Annotated in this window: 18 protein-coding genes; 9 read left to right on the top strand and 9 right to left on the bottom strand. The window is 66.0% G+C overall.

From position 1 onward, the window contains the following. The first annotated feature begins 6 nt into the window (after positions 1-6). The 4 genes from sseA to VGN66_RS10940 are packed head-to-tail and all read left to right on the top strand — an operon-like array spanning position 7 to position 4,531. Positions 7-843 carry a 3-mercaptopyruvate sulfurtransferase gene (gene sseA, locus VGN66_RS10955; protein WP_327518854.1) on the top strand — a complete coding sequence of 279 codons (837 nt, stop codon included), beginning with the start codon at positions 7-9 and terminating at the stop codon, positions 841-843. Then, positions 840-2,033 (top strand): cystathionine beta-lyase, encoded by a 1,194-nt coding sequence (gene metC, locus VGN66_RS10950; protein ID WP_327518853.1) that lies wholly within the window; start codon positions 840-842, stop codon positions 2,031-2,033. Before sseA ends, metC begins: the two co-directional genes overlap by 4 nt. Further along, entirely contained in the window at positions 2,030-3,385 is a 1,356-nt protein-coding gene (locus tag VGN66_RS10945) for a mechanosensitive ion channel family protein (RefSeq protein WP_327518852.1), read from the top strand. The genes metC and VGN66_RS10945 overlap by 4 nt, the downstream gene beginning before the upstream one ends. 9 nt (positions 3,386-3,394) lie before the next feature. After that, positions 3,395-4,531, top strand: coding sequence for a GNAT family N-acetyltransferase (locus VGN66_RS10940; RefSeq protein ID WP_327518851.1), 1,137 nt, complete (start codon positions 3,395-3,397; stop codon positions 4,529-4,531). Positions 4,532-4,653: 122 nt separating this feature from the next. Here the strand turns inward: VGN66_RS10940 and VGN66_RS10935 are convergent, their stop codons facing one another. The 3 genes from VGN66_RS10935 to VGN66_RS10925 are packed head-to-tail and all read right to left on the bottom strand — an operon-like array spanning position 4,654 to position 9,639. Then, entirely contained in the window at positions 4,654-6,360 is a 1,707-nt protein-coding gene (locus VGN66_RS10935; RefSeq protein ID WP_327518850.1) for a hypothetical protein, read from the bottom strand. Between the two features lie 10 nt (positions 6,361-6,370). After that, complete coding sequence (locus VGN66_RS10930) at positions 6,371-7,957, bottom strand: hypothetical protein (RefSeq protein ID WP_327518849.1); 1,587 nt, start codon at positions 7,955-7,957, stop codon at positions 6,371-6,373. Then, the gene (locus VGN66_RS10925; protein WP_327518848.1) at positions 7,954-9,639 is read right to left on the bottom strand and encodes a hypothetical protein; all 1,686 of its coding nucleotides are present in this window, start codon (positions 9,637-9,639) and stop codon (positions 7,954-7,956) included. Before VGN66_RS10925 ends, VGN66_RS10930 begins: the two co-directional genes overlap by 4 nt. A gap of 77 nt (positions 9,640-9,716) precedes the next feature. On the opposite strand from VGN66_RS10925, the gene VGN66_RS10920 reads away from it, so the two are divergent. Continuing rightward, complete coding sequence (locus VGN66_RS10920) at positions 9,717-10,565, top strand: metallophosphoesterase (protein ID WP_327518847.1); 849 nt, start codon at positions 9,717-9,719, stop codon at positions 10,563-10,565. Here the strand turns inward: VGN66_RS10920 and VGN66_RS10915 are convergent. Continuing rightward, the gene (locus tag VGN66_RS10915) at positions 10,522-11,739 is read right to left on the bottom strand and encodes an argininosuccinate synthase (protein WP_327518846.1); all 1,218 of its coding nucleotides are present in this window, start codon (positions 11,737-11,739) and stop codon (positions 10,522-10,524) included. The two genes, VGN66_RS10920 and VGN66_RS10915, sit on opposite strands and share 44 nt — an antisense overlap. 33 nt (positions 11,740-11,772) lie before the next feature. Further along, complete coding sequence (locus VGN66_RS10910; protein ID WP_327518844.1) at positions 11,773-13,101, bottom strand: MATE family efflux transporter; 1,329 nt, start codon at positions 13,099-13,101, stop codon at positions 11,773-11,775. Between the two features lie 57 nt (positions 13,102-13,158). Here VGN66_RS10910 and VGN66_RS10905 point away from each other — a divergent pair, with 57 nt between their 5' ends. From VGN66_RS10905 to VGN66_RS10890, 4 genes are all read left to right on the top strand, one after another. Continuing rightward, a complete protein-coding gene (locus VGN66_RS10905; protein ID WP_327518843.1) occupies positions 13,159-13,572 on the top strand; it encodes a DUF1801 domain-containing protein in 414 nt (137 codons plus the stop codon). 90 nt (positions 13,573-13,662) lie between these two features. Further along, positions 13,663-14,355, top strand: coding sequence for a CDP-alcohol phosphatidyltransferase family protein (locus VGN66_RS10900; protein WP_327518842.1), 693 nt, complete (start codon positions 13,663-13,665; stop codon positions 14,353-14,355). Further along, positions 14,352-14,729 (top strand): hypothetical protein, encoded by a 378-nt coding sequence (locus tag VGN66_RS10895; RefSeq protein ID WP_327518841.1) that lies wholly within the window; start codon positions 14,352-14,354, stop codon positions 14,727-14,729. Before VGN66_RS10900 ends, VGN66_RS10895 begins: the two co-directional genes overlap by 4 nt. A gap of 71 nt (positions 14,730-14,800) precedes the next feature. Next, positions 14,801-15,907 (top strand): acyltransferase, encoded by a 1,107-nt coding sequence (locus tag VGN66_RS10890; RefSeq protein ID WP_327518840.1) that lies wholly within the window; start codon positions 14,801-14,803, stop codon positions 15,905-15,907. Between the two features lie 12 nt (positions 15,908-15,919). Here VGN66_RS10890 and VGN66_RS10885 read toward each other — a convergent pair whose 3' ends face one another. Genes VGN66_RS10885 through VGN66_RS10870 form a run of 4 tightly spaced genes read right to left on the bottom strand, consistent with a single transcriptional unit; the run spans position 15,920 to position 19,434 of the window. After that, a complete protein-coding gene (locus VGN66_RS10885) occupies positions 15,920-17,146 on the bottom strand; it encodes a cyclopropane-fatty-acyl-phospholipid synthase family protein (RefSeq protein WP_327518839.1) in 1,227 nt (408 codons plus the stop codon). Between the two features lie 59 nt (positions 17,147-17,205). Beyond that, positions 17,206-17,955: a molybdopterin-binding protein gene (locus VGN66_RS10880; protein ID WP_327518838.1), complete on the bottom strand. Its 750-nt coding sequence runs from the start codon at positions 17,953-17,955 to the stop codon at positions 17,206-17,208. Then, entirely contained in the window at positions 17,952-18,686 is a 735-nt protein-coding gene (locus VGN66_RS10875) for a cytochrome b/b6 domain-containing protein (RefSeq protein WP_327518837.1), read from the bottom strand. The genes VGN66_RS10880 and VGN66_RS10875 overlap by 4 nt, the downstream gene beginning before the upstream one ends. Continuing rightward, positions 18,679-19,434, bottom strand: coding sequence for a sulfite exporter TauE/SafE family protein (locus VGN66_RS10870; RefSeq protein WP_327518836.1), 756 nt, complete (start codon positions 19,432-19,434; stop codon positions 18,679-18,681). Before VGN66_RS10870 ends, VGN66_RS10875 begins: the two co-directional genes overlap by 8 nt. Positions 19,435-19,470 lie beyond the last annotated feature (36 nt).

Genomic DNA, 19,470 nt, shown 5'->3' with positions numbered 1-19,470 from the left:
CTGGCGATGGACTCACTCGTTTCGACGCAATGGCTTGCCGATCATCTCGGCGACGCGGACCTCCGCATCCTCGACGCCACCTGGTTCCTGCCGGGCGAGCCGCGCGACGCCGTGGCGGAGTTCGCAGGCGCGCACATCTCCGGCGCGGCGTTCTTCGACATCAACGCCATCGCCGACCGCGCCAGCCCGCTGCCGACGATGTTGCCATCGGCCGAGCAATTCGCCGCGCAGGTCGGCGCGCTGGGCGTGGGCGATGGCGACCGCATCATCCTCTACGACAATGCCCCGCACCACACGGCGGCGCGCGCCTGGTGGATGTTCCGCAGCTTCGGCATTTCGGTTGCCCTGCTCGACGGCGGCTTCGCCAAATGGCGGGCCGAGGGGCATGTCCTCCAAACCGGCACTGCCGCCCCCGCGCCACGCACCCTGACCGCAAGCCTCGACCCCGCCGGGGTCCGCAGCATCGATCAGGTCCGCGCCAACCTCGACAGCCACGCCGAGCAGCTGGTCGACGCCCGCTCCGCCACGCGCTTTGCCGGGAGCGAGCCCGAACCCCGCCCCGGCGTCGAGCCGGGCCATATCCCCGGCAGCGCCAACCTGCCCTATTCCGAATTCTTCAACGCCGACGGGACGTGGAAGCACGTCGCCACGCTGCGCGCGCTGTTCGAGGCGGAGGGGGTCGAGGTCGAGCGCCCGGTGATCACCACCTGCGGCTCCGGGATCACGGCGGCGGTACCGGCGTTTGCGCTGCATCTGCTGGGACATCGCGCCGCGCTCTATGACGGAAGCTGGAGCGAATGGGGCGCAGACCCCGCTACGCCCAAGGCAAAGGGAGCTGCATGAGCGGCACGGACGATACCAAGGGTGACGGGACGAAGGTCGTCGGCGCGGGACGCCGACCCGAATGGACGCAGGGGATCGTCAGCCCGCCAGTGTGGCGCGCCTCGACCATCCTCTATGACAGTGTCGCGAAGATGCGTGCGGCGGGCGGGCGCGACACGCACCACCGGCTGTTCTACGGCCGTCGCGGCACACCCACCCAGTGGAGCCTTGCCGATGCGCTGACCAGCCTCGAGCCGGGCGCAGAGGCGACCTTCCTCTACCCCTCCGGCGTCGCCGCAGTCTCCGCCGCGCTGCTCAGCGTGCTGTCGCCGGGCGACGAGCTGTTGCTGGCGGACAGCGTCTACGACCCGACGCGCAGCTTTGCGACCGGATTTCTCGCGCGGTTCGGAGTCACGACGCGCTTCTACGATCCGATGATCGGCGGCGGCATCGCCGATCTGATCGGCGAGCGCACCCGCGCGATCTTCATGGAAAGCCCCGGCAGCCTGACCTTCGAGGTGCAGGACGTCCCCGCGATCGTCGCCGCCACCAAGGCGCGCGGGGTGACGACGCTGATCGACAATACCTGGGCGACGCCCTTGCTGTTCCCGGTCATCGAACTCGGCGTCGACCTGTCGATCCTCGCCTGCACCAAATATGTCGTCGGCCATAGCGACGTGATGCTCGGCAGCGTCACCGCCGCGCCGTCGCACTGGACCAAGCTGCGCGACACCAGCTTCGCGCTCGGCCAGACCGCCAGTCCAGACGATGCCTGGCTCGGCTCGCGCGGGCTGCGCACCATGGCAGTGCGGCTGAAGCATCATGGCGCCGCTGCCTTGGAAATCGCGCGCTGGCTGGAAACGCGGCCGGAGATTGCGCGCGTGCTTCACCCCGCCCTCCCGTCCTGCCCCGGCCACGACCTGTTCGTGCGCGACTTCAAGGGCGCAACGGGACTGTTCTCCTTCGTGCTCAAGGGCGGGACCGAGGCATCGCGCGCCGCGCTGATCGACGGGCTTGAGCTGTTCGGCATCGGTTATAGCTGGGGCGGGTTCGAGAGCCTCGCGATCCCGATCGACCCGCAGCGCCATCGAAGCGTCACCCAATGGGAGGCCGAGGGGCTGGCGGTGCGGCTGCAGATCGGGCTGGAGGATTCCGCCGACCTGATCGCCGATCTCGCCGCCGGACTCGACCGGTTCCGGGCCGCGTCGTGACCCTTCCCAACCTCATCCCGCCCGCGCTGGCGCAGTGGCTCACCGCCAACGGCATCCACGCCCCCACCCCGCCACAGCTGGTCGAGGGCGCGATTGCAGGGAGCCTCGCGCTCATCGCGCTGGCGATCGGCTGGCTTGCGGGGCGCAAGCTGGGGCCGATTTTGACCGCATTCTGGGAGCGGCGCGTCGGCAATCATGTCGAGGGTCTGGCGCCGCGCATGCACAATGTCGTGCGACACGGCAGCGCGGCACTGTTGCTGGCGATCATCGCCAATGCCTGGCCGTGGACGACGCTGGCCGCAATGCTGCTGGGCATCGCGCTCGGCGCGGCGACCGCGATGACGGTGATGACGATCATGCGCGGGCTGCACATGCCACGCTGGAGCGCATGGACCGTATCCGCGATCGTCTTCGTCGCGATCCTGAGCCATGCGATCGGCGGGTTCAACGTCATCACCGACACGCTCGACCGGATCGGCGTCGATGTCGGCTCGCGCCGCCTGTCGCTGCTCGCCGCTGTCACGGTACTCGTCACCGCCGTTGCGCTCTATGCCGGGGCGCGGCTGGTCAACCGGGTGATCGCCCATTCGATCCGCGAAGCGCGCGGGTTCGATGCGACTCAAAAGCTGCTAATCCAGAAGCTCGCCAGCATCGCAGTGATCGTCGTCGTCTTCCTCTTCGGGATCGACCTGCTCGGCATCGACCTGACCAGCCTTGCCGTCTTCTCCGGCGCGATGGGTCTCGCCGTCGGCTTTGGCCTGCAAAAGACGGTCGGCAATCTGATCGCCGGAATCATCCTGTTGATGGACCGATCGATCAAGCCGGGCGACGTGATCGTGGTCGGCGACAGCTTTGGCTGGGTCAACAAGATCGGCGTGCGCGCGGTCAGCGTCATCACGCGCGACGGCAAGGAACATCTGATTCCGAACGAGAATCTGATGACTCAGGAGGTGGAGAACTGGTCTTTTTCCGACCGCAATGTCCGCGTCCGCATCCCGGTCGGCATCGCCTATGAATCCGACGTCAAGCTGGCGCAGAAGCTGATGCTCGACGCCGCGCTGGAAAGCCCGCGCGTGCTCGATTCGCCGCGGCCCAATGTCTGGCTCACCTCATTCGGCGACTATGCGCTCGAGCATGAGATCCTCGCCTGGATCAGCGATCCCGAAGGCGGCGTCGGCAATGTGAAGTCGGACGTGCTCAACCGGCTATGGGTCAAGTTCCAGGAACACGGCATCGAAATCCCGTTCCCGCAACAGGTGCTCCACTTCCGCAGCAGCAAGGGCGACCGCATCGGCAGCGTCGCGGGCGTGCGCAGCGATACGCCGGTTGGCGGACTCGAAGACGCTCCCTAGATACAGCGCGTGCCCGAACCCATTTCAGCCCGCATCGCCGAAGGAGTCGCGTCAATCCCGGCGGCGCAGTGGGATGCGTGCGCGGGCGACGGCAATCCGTTCCTGAGCCACGCCTTTCTCTCCGCGCTGGAAGCATCGGGGTCGGTCGGACCGGCAACCGGCTGGCAATCGCTGCCGATCGTGATCGAAGACGAAAACGGCATCCCCTCCGCGATCGCCCCGGCCTATGCCAAGAGCCACAGCCAGGGCGAATATGTGTTCGATCACGCCTGGGCCGACGCGTTCGAGCATGCCGGCGGCCGCTATTACCCCAAGATTCAGGTCGCGGCCCCCTTCACCCCCGTCCCCGGCCCACGCCTGCTGCTGCGCGATCCGGCGCTGGCGCCGGCGCTGATCGCGGGTATTGAGGCGCTGACGGACAACAACCGGCTTTCGTCGGCGCACGTCACCTTTGTCGACGAAGACCAGTTGCCGCTGTTCGAGGAGGCCGGCTGGCTGGTCCGCGCGGGAACGCAATTCCACTGGCATAATCGCGGCTATGCCGATTTCGACGCCTTCCTTGCCGACCTGTCCTCCCGCAAGCGCAAGGCGATCCGCAAGGAACGCGAGCGCGCGGTCGAGGGGCTGACGATCCGGCATCTGAGCGGCGCGGAGATCACCGAGGCGCATTGGGACGCGTTCTGGGTGTTCTACCAGGATACCGGCAGCCGCAAATGGGGCCGCCCCTACCTCACCCGCCCCTTCTTCTCGCTGCTCGGCGAAGCGATGGGCGATCGGCTGCTGCTGATGTTCGCCGAGCGCGACGGGCAGCCGATCGCAGGGGCGCTCAACCTGATCGGCGGCGATGCGCTGTACGGCCGCTATTGGGGATGCGTCGAGGACGTCCCCTTCCTCCATTTCGAACTCTGCTATTATCAGGCGATCGAGGCGGCGATCGCGCGCGGACTCCCGCGGGTCGAGGCCGGCGCGCAGGGCGAACACAAGCTGGCGCGCGGCTATGTCCCCGTCACCACCTGGTCGGCACACTACATCCCCGATCCCGGCTTCCGCCGCGCGATCGAGGAGTATCTGGCGCGTGAACGCGACGCGGTGGCGCAGGAACAGGAATTTCTGGGCGAACTGACGCCGTTCAGACGGGGCGGTTAGGATCGTTTTCAGTTTGGCGGCACCGGCCCGCTCCCCCACCCGGCCACCCAACGACAGTGTATTCTATGGGTGGCCGGGTGGGGGAGCGGGCCGGTGCCGATTCAGCTTTGCTGAAAACAACTCTAAGCCTCCTTCTTGGCGCGCTCCCACGCTTCCATCTGCTTCTTCTTGTCGCGCTCCAGAAACTCGCGGATGTTCTGGATCTGCTTGCGATAGGGGCCGAGATCGTCGGCGTTCAGCTCCGCCGCCGGCTGGCCATGGTCGATCTTGAACAGCGCGCTGCGGCCATCGCGCCACACCGGGATCAGCCCAGCCTCAAGCCTTTTGTCGTAAGGCGGCGGGCTGATCACCCACAGATAGTCATAGGCATGGCGCGGGAAGCGGGCGAGGCTGACCGCCACCGGCCGCCACCATTCGCGCGGGCATTTGGTGTCGGTGACGATCTGCGACGGATCATGGCTGAACCCGCGCGCCTGCTTGTAACGGACGGTGAGCAACTGCCCGCCCGCCATCGACCATTGGTCGTTGGTGTAGGCCAGCTTCCGCACCATCGCCATGCCGGGCAGGTGCTGCAGCCGCGTCATCGTCCATTCGTTGTAACAGGTCTCACCAACGAAGCTCAGCAGCCGCGCCCCCTCCGGCACATGCTCCAACGCTGCGAGTTCGCGGTCATAGGATTTGTCGTAGAGATAGTTGCTGTACGTCGTCGTCCCCATGCGAACGAGGAAGAAGGCAAGCCCCGCCATCGCCAGCACGCTCGCGCCGCGGATCGTCATGCCCGGCTTTGGGCGCAGGGAGATCACGGCAATCGCGATCATGTACGGGGCGAGCCGCATATCGGCATAGGCCGACCCGAACACCACGCGCGGCAGCAGGATGAACACCACGATCAGGAACAGCGCCGAAATGCCCAGGTGGCGCGAATATTCGATATTGGGATCGCGCAGCCCCTTGAGCAGCACGAGGAACAGCACGCCAAGGCAGGCGATGTCGAACAGCTGCCACCGGTCGCGCAGGACCATCAGCACCCACCAGATCTTCGCGCGCCAATTGAACCAGTCGCCGGTGACCCCGCTGACATCGCCCGCGCTGCGCCACATCAGCATCAGTACGGCGGCGGGGACCAGCGACAGGCAGTGGATGCCCGCCATAAACCACGGCACGACCCACCTTTGCACGAAATTCTCATGCCACGGGCCGGTGCGCGGCCCGCGCATGTCATGCTGGCGGATCAGCTCGGCGGCGAAACAGAGGATGCCGAGCGTGCCCCAGCCAAAGGTGTGGGTGACCCAGATCAGCATGCCGATCGGCACGAACAGCACCGCGCGCAACCGCACCTTGCCCATCCGCGCCAGCCGCAGCCACAGCGCAAAGGCGTTGAGCGCCAGCGCCATCGAAAGCGCGAAATTAACAAAGCCGAAATGGAAAGCGTAATTATAGGCGAGTGGCAGCGCGAACAGCGCGGTCGCCGGGATGCGGCCATGCACCTCGCGCGCGATCCACAGCAAGCCGGTGACCGTCAGCACCGGGATGGTGATCACGATCAGCTTGACCGCCAGCTCAAGCCCGAAAATCGGCTCCAGCGGAATGATCAGCAGGTCGAGCCCGAGATTGCCGATCAGGCTCCACTCGAACTTGTACCAGTCGTTGAGCCACGGCACCTCGGCATGGCTCAACTGGACGCGATACCGCGCCATATGCCCAGGCAGGTCGACCTGCGGGGGGATATCCGGCCACAACAATGGGATCGCCGCCGCCAGTGCCGCGAACAGCACGAACCAGCGCGTCTGCCACCAGTGCAGCGTTTCGGTCTGAATTCCCCCTTGCATCCCACCGCCTTTACTGTGCGGCTGTCGCATCCGGCAAGCGGCGTTCGACCTTTGATATCGCGCTTTTTCGATGAGCTGAACGCGCCGCCTCGGCTGCTGTCGTTTCGACACGGAACAACATGTCGCTGCCGTTGCTCCAGATCAGCGACAGGCCCTGTGTCCGCGCAAGGTCAAGCCGCCGAGGCGCGATCAGCCAGACGTAATCGAATCGATCACGAGGGAAACGGGCCAGCGCGTCGTCAAGGGTGCGGAATTCCGGGCTAGCGGGGCACGGGCGATCGACGACGATCTGGGACGGGTCCACGTCAAATCCGCTTATCCCCGGCGCGACCACGCGGAGCAGGGCTGTGCTTCCCAGGTTGAACTGGTCGTTGGTAAAGGCGCCCCTTCGTACGATCGCCATTGATGGAAGGTGGGCGAGCCGCTGCATATGCCACGGCTGTTCGCACGCGCTGGTTACAAAGCTCGCTACCCGCGCACCACGCGGCAAATGCTCGATCGCTTCCAGATGCCGGGACCAGTCGCGGCTTTCGATCCACAAACTTGCTGCCCCAGCCCCGATGCGCACGATGATGAACAAAAGCCCGATGCTTGCGATCACCGTCTGCTCACGCATGCTGTACGTCTCGCTGCGCATCGCAAGCAGCGCCAGCATGATGACATAGGGCGCGAGCCGCATATCGGCATAGGCAGACAAAAACGGCATTGCGATGAACATCGTGAACAGCAACGTCGCCGCGATTGCGACTTCTACGCTGAATTTTCGCTGGGGCGACCGGACCGAGCGGTACAGCATCAGTGCCACCAGAATCACCGAGCCCACATCGAACCAGCGCCAGCGGTCCCGCAGCGCCATCGCGATCCAGCCCGGCTTGAACTTCAGACTGGCGATCCAATCGCTTCCCCCACCTCCCACATCGGGGCGCCAGCCAAGAAACATGAGGCCGGGGAGTGCCAAGGGTAAACAGCCCACCGCCCCAAAGAACGCCGCCGCAAGCCAAGACCGATTTCTGCGCCGTTCGGCGGCAAGCTCTGCCGCGAACACCAGCACCCCAAGCACCAGCCATCCCGACACATGCGCTGCCCATATGGCGCAGGCGATCGGAACAAACACCAAGGCGCGAAGCCGAGTGCGGCTCAATCGCCCCAGCCTCAGCCACAACGCCCACGCATTGAGCGCGAGTGCCATCGCCAGCGTGTAGTTTATAAAGCCATATTGCAGCGCGAGATGATACGCGAACGGCAGCGCGAACAACGCAAGCGGTTGAACTCTGCCATGCGCTTCGACCGAAATCCACATCACGCCCGCGACGGTCAGCACCGGAATCGCCAGCAAAATGAGCTTCACCGCTGGTTCGAGCCCGATCAGCGGTGCGAGCGCGGCGGCGAGCGCATCGCCCCCCAAATAGCCGATCAATCTCCACTCGAACCGATACCAGTTGGAAAGATGCGGGTCATCGCCCAGCATGACATGGTAACGCCCCATATTCGCAGGGACGTCGGTAAATGGCGGGATGGGCGGCCATAATAGCGGCACCGTCGCCAACGCTAGCATTGCAAATACGAACCAGCGCGTATCCCACCAACGGCTCGTCATTTCTCAGCCTCCACGCGATACAGCGCTGCTTCGGATGTCATTGGGACGAGCCAGGCGGGCGCATTTCCCGTACGCAGCGCCTCCAGCAGTGATCCCGGCGGGGGCGTTCCCAACTCATCCCACGCCCCGCCGCAATTGGCGAGATAGGTGATCTCCAGCCGATCGGCTTCGGCACGCGCCTCGGCGACCGGCAGCCATACCAGGCGATAAACGGCCAGATTTCCGACGCCATTGCGATGATAGGGCGCGGCAAGGACGCGGTGACGCGTCTCGGCCAGCGCATAGGCGCCCAGGTCGATCGGCGCGGCAACCGTCCCGGCGGGCTGAGCGGCGAGCTGCGCCAGCACGGCCCCGCCATCGCAGGTCGCGGCGGGCGGCGGCGGCGCGGCAAAGCTCCCCAGCGCCGGATAGAGGAACCCCGCCGACGTGACCCACGCCGCCGCCAGCGCCATCGGCCCGCGCTCCCGCGCATAAGCGATCAGCGCCGCCAATCCCGGCGCGGCGAGCATTGTCCCGGCATAAATGCCGCGCAACTGCACCAGCGCAAGCGCAAGTGCGGCGAGCTGAAACCCGGCGAGCACCGCCCAGCCCGTGTCGCGCGTCCGCCGCCACTGCCACAGTGTCGCGGCCAGCCCTGCGAGCGCCAACCCAACATAGCCGATCGCATGATCCAGCGGCGCGGCGAACAGCGGCTGCGCCTCCGCCACCCGCGCCAGCCACAGCCGCTCGAGCAAAGGATCGACTCCGCCATAAGGCGACAGGCACGCGGGCGAGAGGGTCAGCGCAACAGCCAGCGCCGCACCGCCCAGCGCGACTGCAGCAACCAGCCTTGTCCGGGGCGCGTCAAACCAGCGTCCGGCAAGCGCAAGTCCAACCGGAGCGAGCGCGCCCACCTGCGCGGCGCGCCACAACGGCGCGGCAAAGGCGTCGCAAGTCGCTGCGTCCCAGCCGCTCGTCCGAAACAGGATCGCCGCAAGCCCGAAGCCAAGGACCAGCGACGCGCCATAGCCCAGCAACCGGGGTCGCTCGCCCTGCCCCGCCACCACCCAGCGCATGACCAGCACTCCACCGCCCAGCGCGAGGAACGGCGCAGTTTCCATGCCGACGACTAGCGACGCGACACTCGCCACCCCCGCCGCGACGCCGCAACGCCATCCACCGCAACCGATCACGGCGCGAACGAGCACCAACAGCAGCACCAGCTGCAAACCATGATGGTCGATCCGGCCGGGCAGAAACAGCGCACTCGCCGGATAGGCCAGCGCGGTGATCACCACTGCAACCAGTGCCGACACCGCAACCCGCCGCGCAATCGCCGCGACCAGCATCAACGCGACCGCGAGCAGCAACAAGGGCCAGAGAATCACCGCGGCCAGTTCCGCCGCGTACGCCCCCGTCACCGGAGTCAGCAGCGCAATGATCGCGCCGGGCACCAGATCGGGCAGCCGCGACCAGTGCATCTCCAGCCCAGCCACCCCAAGCCGATGCTGCGCCAGATCGCTAAACCCCTGGCCACCCAGCCAGTCGCGCATTTGCTGCAACCGCATTACATCGTCGGTGTCGGGCAACCGCAACGCCGACAGCGCCGCCCAGTCCCGCCACGCCCAGACAACGGCGAGCAGCAACGCAAGCCCCGCCGCCACCGCGTTATCGCGCCAGACCGTAGATCGCGCAGCCCCCATGCGACTTCGCTATCCCATTCTGGTTAACGTTCGTCGAGCGCCATTGCGGACCCGATAGCGCCCGCTAGGCTGCACCGATGAAACGCATCCTCCTGATCGGCCTTTGCCTCGCGCTCGCCTTTGCGGGCTATGGCTATTGGGGTGCCCTCCGCGACCCGATCGTTCGACGGGCGACAATCGAGATGGCGGATTGGCCGAAAGGGAAGGCGCCGCTCCGTGTCGTGCTGCTCAGCGATCTTCACGTCGCCGGTCCCGACATGCCACCCGCACGGCTGGCGCGCATCGTCGCGCGGGTGAACAAGCTGAAGCCGCATCTGGTGCTGATCGCTGGCGATCTTGTGAGTGATAAACGCGTCTCGACGCACCGCTATACCGAGGACGAAGCGGTCGCGCCGCTCCGCGGGCTTCGCGCTCCGTTCGGAGTCGTCGCGGTACTCGGCAACCACGATCACTGGCGCGACACCGCCGGAATGCGCCGCGCGCTGGAGGCGAACCGAGTCACGGTTCTCAGCAACAGCGTCATCCGTCGCGCGGGACTGATCCTCGCCGGAGCTGATGACGACTTCACAGGCCGTGCCGATCCTGCCGCGCTCGCCCGCGCCGTCGAAGCACTGGCGGGGCCGGTCGTCGCGCTCAGCCATTCGCCAGACATCGTGCCCGCGCTACCGTCACGCTTCGGCTTGATCCTCGCCGGGCACACGCATTGCGGGCAAATTAAGCTCCCGCTGATCGGGCGGCCCGCCACCATGTCGCGCCACGGCGACCGCTTCGCCTGCGGCCTGATCCGCGAGGGCGACCGGACCATTGTGGTCAGTGCGGGGCTTGGGACCAGCCTGCTGCCAGTCCGCATCGGCGCCCCGCCCGACCTGTGGCTGCTGGAGCTTACGCCCCCCGCCGCCCCAACAACCGCAACCGCAGCGCGTTGAGCTTGATGAACCCCGCCGCGTCGCGCTGGTCATATGCGCCCTGATCGTCCTCGAACGTCACGACCTTTTCGCTGTACAGCGAATAGGGCGACTTGCGCCCGACCACATAAACGCCGCCCTTGTAGAGCTTGAGCCGCACGGTCCCGGCGACCTTTTGCTGCGAATAGTCGATGGCGGCCTGCATCATCTCGCGCTCCGGCGCGAACCAGAAGCCGTTATAGACCATCTCGGCATAGCGCGGCGCCCATTCGTCCTTCAGATGCGCGGCGCCGCGGTCGAGCGTGATGCTCTCGATCCCGCGATGCGCGAGGTGATAGATGGTGCCGCCCGGCGTCTCGTACATGCCGCGCGACTTCATCCCGACGAAGCGGTTCTCGACCAGATCGAGCCGGCCGATGCCATGCTTGCGGCCAAGCTCATTGAGCGCCGCCAGCAGCGTCGCGGGCGACATCGCCACGCCATTCACCGCGACGCCGTCGCCCTTTTCGAAATCGATCGTGATATATTCGGGCGTGTCCGGCGCGTCCTCCGGGTTCACCGTGCGCGAATAGACGTAATCGGGGGTTTCATCCCACGGATCCTCGAGCACTTTCCCTTCCGACGAGGTGTGCAGCAGGTTCGCGTCGGTCGAGAACGGCGATTCGCCGCGCTTGTCCTTGGTCACCTGGATCTGGTGCTGCTCGGCGAATTCGATTAGCTTGGTACGGCTGGTCAGATCCCATTCGCGCCACGGTGCAATCACCTTGATGTCCGGGTTCAGCGCATAGGCCGACAGTTCGAAGCGGACCTGATCATTGCCCTTGCCGGTCGCGCCATGGCTGACCGCGTCGGCATTCACTTCCTTGGCGATCTCGATCAGCCGCTTGGAAATCAGCGGGCGCGCGATCGAGGTGCCGAGCAGATACAGCCCCTCATACAGCGCATTGGCGCGCATCATCGGGAACACGAAATCGCGGACGAACTCTTCCTTGAGGTCGTCGATGAAGATGTGCTCGGGCTTCACGCCTGCATCCAGCGCCTTCTTGCGCGCTGGCTCCAGCTCTTCGCCCTGCCCCAGATCGGCGGTGAAGGTCACGACCTCGCACTGATATTCCTGCTGGAGCCATTTCAGGATCACGCTGGTGTCGAGACCACCCGAATAGGCAAGCACCACGCGATTGATCTTGTCGGCCATGTCGAACGCTCCAGAAAAAGGACGGCTGCGCCTCTAGGACCGTGGCGGCGCTTCCGCAACCGTAGCGAACAGTCGGGGCAAATGGATGGCGAGCAGCCCGGCGCGGAAACCATAGCTCGCCAGCAGCGCCAGCCACAGCCCGGTAGCACCAAGCGGCCGCAGCAACAGGTCGGTCGCGATGTACAGCGCCGTCGCCAGAATCGCGGCATTGCGCAGCGCCCGCCCCTGCGTCGCGCCGATGAACACGCCGTCGAGCAGCCAGGCCGGAACCCCGACGATCGCGGCCAGTGCGGCGAGCGGCAGCACCGCCCGCGCCGCCTGTCGCACTGCTTCGTTGGTCGTGAGCAGGTCGATCAGCGCGCCGCCGAACACCAATGCTGCAAGCGTCGCGAGCAGCCCAAAGCCGAGCGAGAACTCGCCGGTCAGCCGGATCGCGCGCTTGAGCTCGCCCCGCGATCCGCGTCCCACCGCCTGCCCCACGCGCGACTCGGCGGTGAAGGCGAAGCCGTCGAGGACGAAGGCAAAGATGCTGACCAGCTGCATCAGCACATGGTTCGCGGCGAGCTGCACCGTCCCCAGCCGCGCCCCGGCATTGGCTAGCCACAGAAACAGCGTCAACAGCGCGATCGTGCGCACCATGATGTCGGCATTGACCGCAAACAGCAGCCGCCACGCCGCGCCGTTCAAGAACCCGGCGCGCTGCCCCAGCAAGGCGCGCGGCCCCGCGATCCGCACGACCAGCACGATCCCCGCGATCAGCCCGACCCATTCGGCAATCGCGGTGCCAAGTCCCACGCCGCGCGCACCCATGCCGAACTGCCACACGAACACCAGGTCGAGCACGGCGTTGACGAGGTTGACCAGGATCTGCAGCGCCAGCGTCTCACGCGTGCGGCCAAGGCCGAACAGCCAGCCATTGATCGCGTAAAACCCCAGCGCGGCGGGCGCGCCCAGAAATCGCGCCGTCACGAACTCCCGCGCCGCCGCATCGAGCGCGCCGCCACCCGCAAGCAAGGCGAAGGCAGCAGGTACGAGGATAATCTGCAGCGCCACCAGCACCACGCCAATCCCCAGCCCCGCAGCGACCCCGCGCACCAACAACCCGTGCACCTCGTCCCGCGCGCCGCGCCCATGCGCCTGCGCGGTTAGCCCGGTCATCCCCATGCGCAGGAACCCGAACGCCCAGAAGATGAAACTGATGATCGCCGTCCCCAGCGCGACCCCGGCCAGCGCCGCAGCGTCCCCGGTCCACCCGATCACGGCGGTATCGACCAGCCCGACCAGCGGCACCGTCGTCTGGCCGAGCATGATCGGCCAGGCCTGCGCCAGGATCGAGCGGCGGGTGGGCGGGGCCGATTGCATCGCCGCCCCTTGCGGCTAGACTGGCCGAAAATCCAGCGAGGTCATGCCGTGGCCGATGTGAAGACCAAGCCCACGCCCGCCGATGTCGCCGCCTTTATCGACGCGGTCGAAAATCCCGTCCGCCGCGTGGATGCACAGACGGTCTGCGCCATGCTCGAGCGCGTCACCGGCGAATCGCCAAGGATGTGGGGCGCGTCGATCATCGGTTTTGGCAGCTATCATTACCGCTATGACAGCGGGCACGAAGGCGACATGTGCCGCCTCGGCTTTTCGCCGCGCAAGGCGCAACTGGTCCTCTATGTGTTGAGCGACACGCCCGAGGAAGCGGAGAAACTCGCACGGCTGGGCAAGCACAAGACGGGCAAATCCTGCCTTTACATCAACAAGCTGGCCGATGTGGACATGGCCGTGCTCGAGGAAATCGCCCGCGACGCGCTGGCCGATATGAACACCAGATACCCGCCGGCCTGAGCCGTACGGGCCCCCCGGTCCGGCGCGCCCTTACATCACCTCGTCAATTCACAGCATTGCCCCCGGTCCCCGCATGGAGGATAGGGAACTATGACAGATCTAAGACAGGAGCCCCCCGCGCTCGACCGGATTCAGCAGAATTGGCTGGCAGCCGGTGAACGGCGCATCCTGAACTGGCTTTGCGCGCACATGCCGGCCGCGATCACGCCGGATGTGCTGACGCTGACCGGAATGGTCGGCGCGGTGATGGTGTTCGCAGGCTATGTCGCGAGCAATTGGGGCATCAACTGGCTTGCGCTGACGCTGGCGGGCTATGCGGTGCAATGGTTCGGCGACTCGCTCGACGGCAGCCTCGCGCGCTGGCGGCGGATCGAGCGACCGTCTTATGGCTATTTCATCGACCATAGCTGTGACGGGTTGGCGAACCTGCTGATCGTCGCGGGCATCGGGCTCAGCCCGTTCGTGACGATGGACGTCGCGATGATCGCGCTGGCAGGCTATCTGCTCATGTCGATCCACACCTTCCTCTCCGCACGCGTGGTGGGCGAATTGCGCCTGTCCTATCTCGCCGCCGGGCCGACCGAGCTGCGGCTGATGCTGATGGGCATGACGGTAATGATGTGGGTGCTGGGGCCGGATCGCGGGCTGTTCGGCTTCATCTCCGGCTTCGATCTGTTCGTTGGCGGGATCGGCGCGATTCTGATCCTGCTGTTCCTCGGCCAGACGATCGCGACCGGGCGTCGCCTCGCGGCGCTTGAGCGGCGGACCGGGCCGCGTCCATGATTGCCGCCCTCGCGCTGCTCATGCTTCAGGCGCAGCCGGTGCATGTAGCGCCCGGCCCGCTGCCCAAGGCGGAGGCCGAACGCCGCGCCGCCGAGCGCTTCGCCGACCTCGACCTCAACGAAGACGGCTCGATCGAGCGCGATGAGGTGCGGGCGCGCTTCGATTTCGAGGCAAGCGCGGAGGCGACCTATGCCGCATCGCGCCAGTCGAAAAAGGCAAGCGCGCCGCGTCCCGCAGTGCGCGCACCGCGGACCGACTGGGCGAGGGCCGATACGTGGTTCGCTGCGGCGGACAAGGATGGCGACGGCAGGGTGACGCCAGCGGAACTGGACCGCCATCTGGGTACCGCGCCGGATCCGGCCGGCGGCGAATAAGGACGACGCCACAACGAATTGCTTGCCATCGGTGACCTTTCTATAGCGTCCATCGACTGGCGGGGGATGAAATGGTCGGGCGCGTTAAACTTGAGTCTCTGACCAGCCTGCGCTTCGTCGCCGCTTTCTGGGTCGTGCTCTATCATACGATGCCACAGGCCGGACGCACCGGGTTCGCAATCGACCTCACCAAGCTTGGCTACAGCGCGGTGACGCTGTTCTTCATGCTGTCGGGCTTCATCCTGATGTTCGTCTACCGGCGGTTTGACAGTCGCGCGGCGATCACCCGCTTCCTGGTCGCCCGCATTGCCCGCATCTACCCGATGTTCGCGCTCTCGCTGTTGATCGACCTGCCCCGCCTCGCGCTGTTCCGCATCGCCAAATACGGGCTGGTCGTCGGTGCCGGCTATTCGGGCGTCACCCTCGCCGCGCAATTGTCGCTGCTCCAGTCCTGGTATCCGCCGATCGGCGCGCTCAACTATCCCAGCTGGTCGGTATCGACCGAATTGTTCTTCTATCTCGGCTTCCCGCTGCTGCTGCCGCTGGTTGCGCGGGTGCGCGCGATTGGCGCAATCGTGGCGGCAATGGTCGCGCTATGGGGCGTGCTGGTCGCCACCGGGATCCTGCTGGACGACCACACCCCCTACGGCGTTGGCGATCTGTGGCGCAATCCGGCATTGCGGCTGCCCGAATTCATGCTCGGCATGTTCCTGACCCAGCTGATCGTTCGCGACGGCCGGCTGGTCACGACGCCCGCGCTACTGGCGCTGCCCGCGCTCGTCAGCATCGGCGCGGTTGCGCTGTCGATCCACGATCTTGACGGCCGGATCGCGGAGGTGCTGCTGCTCCCCGGCTTTGCCCTGCTGATCGCGGTGCTCGCCAGCGCGTCAGGGCCGCTCGCGCGGTTTACGCAGCATCGCACTGCGGTTCTGCTCGGCGAGGCCAGCTATGCCCTCTACCTGCTCCACGCCCCCTTTTCGATCTTCTACGACGCGCTGGGCGTCTCCGGTCTGCCCGGCGCTTATTTCGGCTATCTTGCGGTCACCATCGCGGCGAGCATTGCGGCGCATCTTTGGTTCGAACGGCCGATGCGCGTGCGGATCGTGACTTGGTGGGACCAGCGGAGCGCCGCCCGGCGGTCATCGCCGCTGGCACCGGCGTCGCAACCGGCGGGCTGAACGTCGCACCGATCAGCCGCGCAGCCGCGCCTCATCCACCGCCATATAATCCCGCGTGATCGGCAGCGCCGTGCGCGATCGGCTATACTGGAGCTGGTAATTGACCAGCCCGCCATTCTCGAAACTCACCAGCGACCCGGCGAGATAATAGGTCCACATTGCGAAGAACCGCTCGTCATAGAGCGCGACGATCTGTTGACGCGCCGCCATCGCGCGGTCGTACCAATGCTGAAGCGTGTGGCCGTAATGCAGCCGCAGCACCTCGACATCGGTGAGAAAGAAGCGCAGCTCCTCATGCCCGCGCAGAATCTCCGACAGCGCCGGGATATAGCCGCCGGGGAAGATATACTTGGCGGTAAACGCATCGGTCACCCCCGGCCCGCCCGCACGGCCGATCGTGTGGAGCAGCATCACCCCCTCGGGCGTCAGCAGTTCGCGGCACTTGGCAAAGAAGGTGCGGTAATGCGCCGGGCCGACATGCTCGAACATGCCGACCGACACGATCCGGTCGAACTGACCGGTGACATGGCGATAATCGATCAGCTCGAACCGCACCTTGCCCGCCACGCCCGCCGCCTCGGCCCGCGCCCGCGCGATCTTGAGCTGCTCCTCGCTCAGCGTCACGCCAAGCACCTCGGCTCCGGTCGTTTCGTGCAGATACAGCGCCATCCCGCCCCAGCCACAGCCGATATCAAGCACCGTCATCCCGGGCTTCAGCGCCAGCTTGGCGGCGATATGCGCCTTCTTGTCCGCCTGCGCCTGCTCGAGGCCATTCGCCGGATCGGTGAAATAGGCCATCGAATATTGCCGGTCGGCGTCCAGAAACAGGTCGTAGAGCTTCGCCGACAGGTCGTAATGATGCGCGACGTTGCGCTTGGACCGCCGCGCCATGTTGATGCGGTCGAGCCGGAAGCGGACATTGTCGAACCCACGCTTCACCGGACCGATATCGAGATTGCCGGTCTTGTCCTCCCACCGGTTATTCGCGGTGACGAGGCGCAGCAGCGCCAGAATATCGCCGGTCTCGATCACCAGCCGCCCGTCCATGAAACACTCCGCCGCGCCGAGCGCCGGATCGGTCAGGATGCGCCGCGCAACCGACGGGTCGGTGAAGCGGATCGTCACAGGAGCAAGGCTGGGATCGGCCGCCCCGAAACTGCGCGCACTGCCGTCCGCATGGATAACGGTGAGTTCGCCGCGCTTCACGGCGCGGGTGAAGAAATGATCGATCAGCGCCATGCGCGGCAAGCTAGCGGCTGGACTTTGTTTCGCAAGTGCGAAGGCGGCAGAAAACCGCGCTAAATCCCCGCATACCATTCGTAATCGGCGACATCTTCCCAATAACCGCCCTTGCCGCGCCCGATCCCGTCGAGCGAGGCGACCGCCTCGACCCGCATGACATATTTGGCATGCTTGTAGCCAAGCTGCCGCTCGACCCGCAGCCGCACCGGCGCGCCATGCGCGATCGGCAGGATGCGGTCGTTCATCGCCCAGGCCATGATCGTCTGCGGATGAAAGGCATCGATCAGATCAACCGATTCATAATAGGCACCTCCGCGCAAACTGTCGGCGCAATGGAAGACCAGATAGCGCGCACTGTCGCGCAGCCCGGCGGCATCAAGGATCGCCGACAGCTTCGGCCCCTGCCACTTGCCGATCGCGCTCCACCCTTCGACGCAATCATGGCGCGTGATCTGCGCCCGCTGCGGCATCGCACGCAGATCGGCGAGCGACAGGCTGAGCGGGCGCGCGACCAGCCCGTCGACGCGCAGCCGCCAGTCGGCGAAGCGGTTCTCCGCAAGTGCGCGATAGGCATCGGTATTCGGGTTGCGCGTGCCGTTCGACCGGAAACGCGGCGACATGTCCTCGGGCGAGAACTCGCGGGCCAGCGCATTGCGGTTCGTAATGACGCGCTGCAGGCTGCGATGCACCGCCTCCGCCTTGAACAAAATGTCGCGCCCGGCCTCACTTTTGCCGACGCTGTCGCATCCGGCGAGCAGCCCGCCCGCGCCCGCGACGATCAGATTGCGGCGGGTGATCAGCGTCATGCGTCCTCCTCGCGCGGCACGCGCCATTTACCGGTCAGCATCGAGCGTACTTCGTCCAACGGCCCGGCCAGGATCACCAGCGCGAGATGGACGATGATGAACAGCACCAGCAGCATCGTGACGATGAAATGGATCGACCGCGCGCTCTGCCGCCCGCCAAAGATGTCGAGCAGCCACGGCCACGCCGCATTCATCCCCGGCGACATGGCAAGCCCGGTGAAGATCACCAGCGGCAGCAGCACGAAGATCACGCCCGCGTAACTGAGCTTCTGGAAGATATTATACGCGCGCGGATTCTCGGGATCGTGGAACCGCAGCGCGAGGTGCGACTTGAAATCGGCGATCAAATGCCCGCGCGACAATTCGCTTCGCGCGATACGCAGGTCGCGCTGAAAATGCCGGTTGAGCAGGCTGACGATCATGTACGCCAGCAGCGCAAAGGCCAGCACCAGCGCGAAAAACAGATGCCACCGCCGCGCCATCGCAAGGTTGTAGGTCGACGGGATAGTCAGCCACCCCGGAACACGCGCGGTGTCGAAGAACCAGATCAGCTTGAACCAGGGCTGGTCGTAATTGGCGCCATATTCGCCCCAATAGAGCTGGCCGTGCGCGTTGAGGATCATCAGCCCGCTGCCGAGCAGGATGATGACGCTGACCGCGGTCACCCAATGCCACAGCCGCGTCGACAGCGAGTGGCGGCGAATCACCTCCGGGGGCGCGGGATCATCCATAGGCACGGACGAAGAATATCACCGTCGTTGCCGCCGTCACCAGCAATGTCCACGCGCGCACGACGCCCGGCGACAACCGCTTGCCGATCGCTGCGCCGCCGAAGCCACCCAGGATCGCACCCGCCAGCATCGGCAGGCATGCGCGCCACTCGACCATCGCGAACCCGATGAACACGAACGCCGCGGCAAGGTTGGCGACCGCGAGCATCAGCGTGCGGATCGCGAACAGCGCGCGCGGCTCGATATTGGCGAGCAGGCCATAGGTCGCGGTGGTCATCAGCCCCACGCCACCGCCGAAATAGCCACCGTAAATGCCGAGCAACCCCTGCGCGCCGATCAGCGTGCGCCGCCCGATCGTCACCCGCGCATGCAGCCAGTCGGCTGCGCTCCGCCCGAACGCCATCACGACAAAGGCGAACAACAACAGCCACGGGATCACGACATCGAACGTGTCGCTGGGCGTCAGCACCAGCAACAGGCTGCCGCCGAGCCCCGCGAAAAACGTGATGAGTGCGAGCAGCAGCACCGACAGCCCGGCCACCGGCCCCAATTCGTCGCGAAACCCCCATGCGCTCGCCGCCGCGCCGGGCAGCAGCGCGACGTTGGAGGTCGCATTGGCGATATTGGCGGGCAGGCCGAGCGCAATCAATGCGGGCAGCGTCGCGAAGGTCCCTCCGCCCGCCAGCCCGTTCATCACGCCGCCAATGACCCCGGCTCCGGCGGCGATAAGAAGTGCGGCGATGTCCATCTCCTCCCCTTGCGTCACCCTAAACGATGCCACAAG

Source organism: Sphingomonas sp. (genome assembly GCF_035998645.1).
Taxonomy (GTDB): Bacteria; Pseudomonadota; Alphaproteobacteria; order Sphingomonadales; family Sphingomonadaceae; genus Sphingomonas.
Note: the sequence above shows the minus strand (reverse complement) of the source record. Positions and strands in the feature narration are given on the sequence as shown.

Coding starts and splice junctions, on each gene's coding strand:
- VGN66_RS10900 (WP_327518842.1), top strand. CDS start 13,663: ATGACAGATCTAAGACAGGAGCCCCCCGCGCTCGACCGGATTCAGCAG.
- VGN66_RS10930 (WP_327518849.1), bottom strand. CDS start 7,957: ATGACGAGCCGTTGGTGGGATACGCGCTGGTTCGTATTTGCAATGCTA.
- VGN66_RS10935 (WP_327518850.1), bottom strand. CDS start 6,360: ATGCAAGGGGGAATTCAGACCGAAACGCTGCACTGGTGGCAGACGCGC.
- VGN66_RS10910 (WP_327518844.1), bottom strand. CDS start 13,101: ATGCAATCGGCCCCGCCCACCCGCCGCTCGATCCTGGCGCAGGCCTGG.
- sseA (WP_327518854.1), top strand. CDS start 7: ATGGACTCACTCGTTTCGACGCAATGGCTTGCCGATCATCTCGGCGAC.
- VGN66_RS10890 (WP_327518840.1), top strand. CDS start 14,801: ATGGTCGGGCGCGTTAAACTTGAGTCTCTGACCAGCCTGCGCTTCGTC.
- VGN66_RS10915 (WP_327518846.1), bottom strand. CDS start 11,739: ATGGCCGACAAGATCAATCGCGTGGTGCTTGCCTATTCGGGTGGTCTC.
- VGN66_RS10870 (WP_327518836.1), bottom strand. CDS start 19,434: ATGGACATCGCCGCACTTCTTATCGCCGCCGGAGCCGGGGTCATTGGC.
- VGN66_RS10875 (WP_327518837.1), bottom strand. CDS start 18,686: ATGGATGATCCCGCGCCCCCGGAGGTGATTCGCCGCCACTCGCTGTCG.
- VGN66_RS10920 (WP_327518847.1), top strand. CDS start 9,717: ATGAAACGCATCCTCCTGATCGGCCTTTGCCTCGCGCTCGCCTTTGCG.
- VGN66_RS10925 (WP_327518848.1), bottom strand. CDS start 9,639: ATGGGGGCTGCGCGATCTACGGTCTGGCGCGATAACGCGGTGGCGGCG.
- VGN66_RS10895 (WP_327518841.1), top strand. CDS start 14,352: ATGATTGCCGCCCTCGCGCTGCTCATGCTTCAGGCGCAGCCGGTGCAT.
- VGN66_RS10885 (WP_327518839.1), bottom strand. CDS start 17,146: ATGGCGCTGATCGATCATTTCTTCACCCGCGCCGTGAAGCGCGGCGAA.
- metC (WP_327518853.1), top strand. CDS start 840: ATGAGCGGCACGGACGATACCAAGGGTGACGGGACGAAGGTCGTCGGC.
- VGN66_RS10880 (WP_327518838.1), bottom strand. CDS start 17,955: ATGACGCTGATCACCCGCCGCAATCTGATCGTCGCGGGCGCGGGCGGG.